The sequence below is a fragment of the Candidatus Hydrogenedentota bacterium genome, from assembly GCA_035450225.1.
GTDB lineage: Bacteria > Hydrogenedentota > Hydrogenedentia > Hydrogenedentales > SLHB01 > DSVR01.
Genome location: DAOTMJ010000088.1, coordinates 1 through 5285, shown reverse-complemented (window position 1 = coordinate 5285; position 5285 = coordinate 1). Strand labels below are relative to the sequence as shown.

The following is a 5285-nucleotide window of genomic DNA, read 5'->3' as shown; positions in this document are numbered from 1 at the left end:
CCATGACCGATTTGAGAGAGGCTCTTCTGAATATGGACTCATTGGAGGCTCCATTACGACTTGGCGATTTAGAGACCACCATTCGATTCGTTGAGGCCCATTTGCACGACATGAAAACGATTCTTAATTCCGTGGACAGCATTCTTACCTTTTGACAGTCCCGGAATTCGGCGTTTCATCGGCTGCTGGTCATCGAAATCATGATGGCGCTGGCCATAGGATTGGACGGATCCAGGGTGCCGGGGGTCACTTGCGCGTTGACCTTGCGGGTCTGGTATCCGGTCTTGGTCAGCGTGATTTCGACATCCACGACGGGTAGGCTGGGGAAGTAGAAGACGCCGTTGAGGATGCCGGAGGTCCCGGTCTTCGTCGAACCGAGGAGGGAACCGTTGTCTTTTCTGCGTACCTCGACCGCCACGTTGCCGATGGGATCGGTGGTCGCCGCATCGGTCACATAGCCGAGCAGGAATCCGGTGGCGCCCGCTTCGCCGGTTCGTATCGTGGCGCTGAGAGAGGCCGAATAGAAACGGTCCGCCGTGACGTTGCTCAACAACACGATCAGTTCGGAGGGTCCCGTGGCGCCGTTGAAGTCGTCGTAGACCACCCGGGCGTTTTCGGGGGACAATTCGACGCCTTCCTTGCCGTTTTCGCACACCAGCACCTTCATGCTGTTGCCGTCGGCATCGGGGGTCCATGCAAAGGCGTCCAGCGTCAAATCCAATTCGCCGTAGACGCTCTGGGCGGTCAGGATCAACGCGCGGGTCGATAGGGGCGGGATGTTGTCGAGCATGGGCACGGAGCGATGGGAGATTTCTTGGGCGAGGTTTGCCTGTGAAATGACCACGTCGGTCACGGCGTTCGGCGAGAAGCGGTCGAGATTCAACTGGTACGGCTGGCGCGCGAATCCGTCCGGGTCGAGCGCATCGGTCGGGCGCAGAAAACTGGTCCATTCGTTTGCCGTGCCGGCGGAGGGATTGTCGTAGGCCCGGCCGCGCGCGTAGTTCCAATAAACGTCCGCCAGGGTCAGGGCGGGGCCGAAGGCGCGCTTGAAGGCCAATTCCAGACCCCGGTTGGCCGCGAGGGTTGCGTCGCGGAAGGACGGTATCGCCGCCTGGTTGGCCAAGGCGCTTTCGTTGGTGCGGATGAGTTCCAGAACGCCTTCATAGGAATCGGCCAGAAACGCCAGCACTTGGGCGGCGGCCGTGTCGGGCGTCGAAGGCGCCGAGGATAAGCCCCGCAGGAGGTAGAACAGGAAATCCTGCGCCGCGTACGAATACGCGGGCGACGAGGCGGCAAAGGGCGCGAACAAGGGTTCGTCGAGCATGGCGAATTCGTTGTGGCCCATGGACCGCGGTATGAAATACAGGCCTTGCCGGACGTTCGAGGCCAGTTGTCCCAGAAATGCCGCCAGACCATCGCAATAAGCCTGGCTGAAGGGGATGGCGCGGGCGCGACCGGAAGAGTCCAAATCGGAGGGGCTGGCCGCCTTCACGATGGGGAAATCGTATCCGCGGTAAATTGCGCGGAAGAGTTCCTGCGCAAAGGCGTTGGCAAAGTCGAGTTCCTGTCTGCGATCGGCCAGCAAGGGCAGCGCGTCATCCTCGACGGCTTCGGCGTTTTTCTTGCAAATGGCTATCAACTGTTCGGGATCGATCACGATCCCGCCGTAGGGCGACACCGCAAACGGCACATCGGCCAGCCGGGGAAAGCGGCTGCGCGGCGGGTCGTTGAATGGGTGCAGAATCAGCGAGAGCGCATTGTTCGCGCCGGCGCAGAGACGGGGCGCGATAAACCCGGCGTCGCGGCACCATGCGTGAATGCGGTTGATGGCCGCACGGATATCGGCCTGCGTGGTTGCCACCGCGCCGTCCGAGAAGTTTCGATTGTCATAGGGAAGCGGGTCCGCAATTGTACCCACGCGCAACGCCGTGGCTGCCTGAAGCATTTGGGGCGTGTAGGAAACCCGCCACACGCCCGAAGGCCACGTGTAACTGGTCGTCTCCTTGGCCGGTGGCGGCTGCACCGCGATCTCTTCTTCCTGCGCCGCGGGACGCAACGCCACCGCATAGATGGCCGTGCGGGGCAGCCCTGTCACGCAAATCCGGACGGCGTCGCCGTCCACTTCGCCGAGGATCGGGATCGTGCTGCCGTCGTCCTGGCGGGCAAGCACCTGCAAAAGGGGGCTTTTCCGGCTTGCTGAGGGAACCATCGCCAGCGTGTAAATGAACCGCATGACGATGGGCTTGTCCGGATGGAGCGACAGCGCTTCCGGCCGGTTGTGGTTGATGGCGACCGGCGTCGAGACAATCCGTTCGCCCGCCGCCGCGTCCACCTTGGGCGCGGTTTCGGTCTTGGCAATGCCCAATACCACCGGCGCATCCAGCGCGGCCGGCGGCACTTGCAGCCTGACGCCTTCGGCCTGCAAGGAACCGCCCGCGACGCCCACCTGCGCCACCGTGCCCGGCTCGGCTACGGTGATGTAACGGGCGAAGGTGGCCCGGCGCGTGCCCACGGCCGTCGTCACGGACAACGACACCGAATAGGCGCCCGGCGCATAGTAAATATGACTGGGGTTCCGAAGGGTGCTCGTCGAGCCGTCGCCGAATTCCCAGAACCACGAGCGAATTTGGGAAATGCCCGGCTGCGATGTGTCCGTAAACTGGACGGCCAACGGCGGGCTGCCCGATGCGGGCGATGCCGTAAAGGACGGTTGGGGCGCTCCCCGATCGTCCGGGGGACATCCCGCCAGACCGACAACCACCAGCGACAAGGCCAGCACGACCCGGCAAGCGGAAACGCGCTTCATGAAAAACCCCTCCCAATCTACTTGCAACGGTTCATCCGGGCATACCACACCCGCCTAAGCGTTTCACTCCACTGGCGCTTAGTGTGCGCGATGCACGTTTGAAAAGTCAATAGGGCCGCCCGGCGGCCCGGCAGTCTGGCCGCTCGGCCCATGCGGAGCGACCCAGGCGGTTTTGGAAAGAAAAGACCGCGTATCCGCGTGGTGCAATCGTCCGGTTTGCACGATATAATGTACGCGAACAAGGATCCGTCCCGAAAGACGGCGCTTTGCTTATTGTGGTCTGAAACAGCCAAGGGAGAACCTGCCATGCCGAAGATTGCGATGATTGGCGCGGGAAGCATCGTTTTCTGCAAGACGCTGATGATGGATATTCTGGCGACGCCGTCGTTGGCGAACAGCGAGTTTCGCCTGATGAGCCGCACGATGCCGAAACTCGAACGCATCAAGAAGTTCGCGGACAAGGTTATCGCCGAAAACAAACTCAAGGCGTCGGTGTCGGTCACGTTGGACCGGCGCGAGGCGCTCAAAGGCGCGGATTATGTTATCGCGATGCTGCAGGTGGGCGGGGTGGACGCCTTCGAACTCGACTACCAGATTCCGATGAAATACGGGGTGGACCAGTGCATCGGCGACACGATGGGGCCGGGAGGCGTGTTTCGGGCGCTGCGGACGATTCCCGTGATGCTGGATCTCGTCCGCGACGTCCAGGAATTGTGCCCGAACGCCTACATCCTCAATTACGTCAACCCGATGGCCATCGTATGCTGGGCATTGGGTACGGTCCCCGGCGCAAAGTTCATCGGCCTGTGCCACGGCGTACAAACCACGCTCGATCTCATCTCGCGCTATGTCGGCGTGGACAAGAAGCAGATTGACTACCTGTGCGCGGGGATCAACCACATGGCGTGGTTTCTCAAACTCGAACACCAGGGCAAGGATCTCTACCCGCTGTTCAAGGCGAATTGCGAAAAACCGGAGTACTACATCAACGAAAAGGTGCGTATCGAAACCATGCGCCACTTCGGCTATTTTATGACGGAGAGCACCGGCCATCTCTCCGAGTATTTGCCGTGGTTCCGAAAGAACCAAAAGGCGCTCGACCTGTACTGCGACGAACCGGCCTTCGGGGGCGAGACGGGCGCGTATTACAAGTGGTGCCGCCTCATCGCCGACAATCTCGAAAACACGGACATGTTGGCCGATGAACCGACCGCCCTTAAACCGCGCAGCGTCGAGTACTGCTCGTACATCCTCGAAGCCCTCGAAACCGGCGTGCCGTTCAAACTCCAGGGCAACGTCCGGAACGAAGGTTACATCGCGAACTTGCCGCATGGTTGTTGCGTCGAGGTGCCGGTGTTCGTGGACAAGATGGGATTGCACCCGACATTCGTCGGCAACCTGCCCCCGCAACTTGCCGCGCTCAATCAGAGCAACATCACCGTGCAGGGTCTCGCTGTCGAGGCTGCCATGACCGGCGATCCCGAACTCGTCGTTGCCGCCTGTGCGATGGACCCGCTCGCCTCCGCCGTGCTTACGCTGAAGGAAGGGCGCGACATGGCCGCCGAAATGCTCGAGGCCGAACGAAAATGGCTTCCGCAGTTCGAAGGCAAGACCATCCGTCCGACGCCCACAATTTCGACCCCGCCCGGCACGCCGCATGTGGACGTCCCCCTCGACCCGGCCCTCGCGGTCGTCCATCGTTTCGGCGAACTCGCGAACAAGGCGGGCGGATAAAGCGCGCGGCGTTCATGGAACGGGCGCGCCGAGCGATAGGCGCGGGGCCGGGCCGAACCGGCGCACCGACACGATTTGTTGCGGGGACATTGCCGTTTTCCTGCGGATATTAATTTTGAGCAGTCACGTGCGTCAAGTTCTGCAAAAAGGGGCATGATGTACTCCGTTTCTAAGCCGCATCGAGGCAGTTGAACCTAACCCGCTTCTTGTGTTCTTCCAAGATGTCCATGTTGAGGTAGCGGGTGGCTTCAATCCAATCTTCATGGATCGCTACCGCGAAAGCCCGAATGAGCCGGAGACCGCTCGCTTCGTTAGGAAAGATCCGCACGACGTGGGTCCGCCGCTTGATCGCCTCGTTGACCCGCTCGAGCATATATGGGGCGGCTTCATGTGCTTATGATGTTGCAGCGGAAGGCGGTAGAACGCGAAGGTCTCTTCTATATTGGATTCCACCCATGCACATAGCTTGGCATAGCGTGTGTGCCACTTCTGAAGCCATGCGGCGACGTCCCGCTGGGCCTCCTCCAAAGTGCGCCGGTCATAGATCCAACGCCGTTCCGTCATGCAGTCATCGTCCGCCTTGCGGGGCAAATAGTCGAGCGCATTACGCAAGAAATGTACGTAACAACGCTGCCGCACCGCCGGGGGAAGCGTTTCACTGACGGCCTTCTTGAGCCCTTCATGGTCATCACTGACGATGAACTCCACGTCGCGTAAGCCACGCTCTTTGAGACGTATCAGGAAA

Annotated in this window: 2 protein-coding genes and 1 pseudogene; 1 reads left to right on the top strand and 2 read right to left on the bottom strand. The window is 60.9% G+C overall.

Annotated features, from left to right (window positions below):
• Positions 1 to 175: 175 nt before the first annotated feature.
• Complete coding sequence (locus tag P5540_19670; GenBank protein ID HRT67032.1) at positions 176 to 2806, bottom strand: PKD domain-containing protein; 2631 nt, start codon at positions 2804 to 2806, stop codon at positions 176 to 178.
• Between the two features lie 306 nt (positions 2807 to 3112).
• Here P5540_19670 and melA point away from each other — a divergent pair, with 306 nt between their 5' ends.
• Positions 3113 to 4540, top strand: coding sequence for an alpha-galactosidase (gene melA / locus P5540_19665; protein HRT67031.1), 1428 nt, complete (start codon positions 3113 to 3115; stop codon positions 4538 to 4540).
• 169 nt (positions 4541 to 4709) lie between these two features.
• Here melA and P5540_19660 read toward each other — a convergent pair.
• A pseudogene (locus P5540_19660) lies at positions 4710 to 5285 on the bottom strand (transposase).

Excerpts from the sequence above, each read along its gene's own strand:
- P5540_19670 (HRT67032.1), bottom strand. The coding sequence starts at position 2,806 with ATGAAGCGCGTTTCCGCTTGCCGGGTCGTGCTGGCCTTGTCGCTGGTG.
- melA (HRT67031.1), top strand. The coding sequence starts at position 3,113 with ATGCCGAAGATTGCGATGATTGGCGCGGGAAGCATCGTTTTCTGCAAG.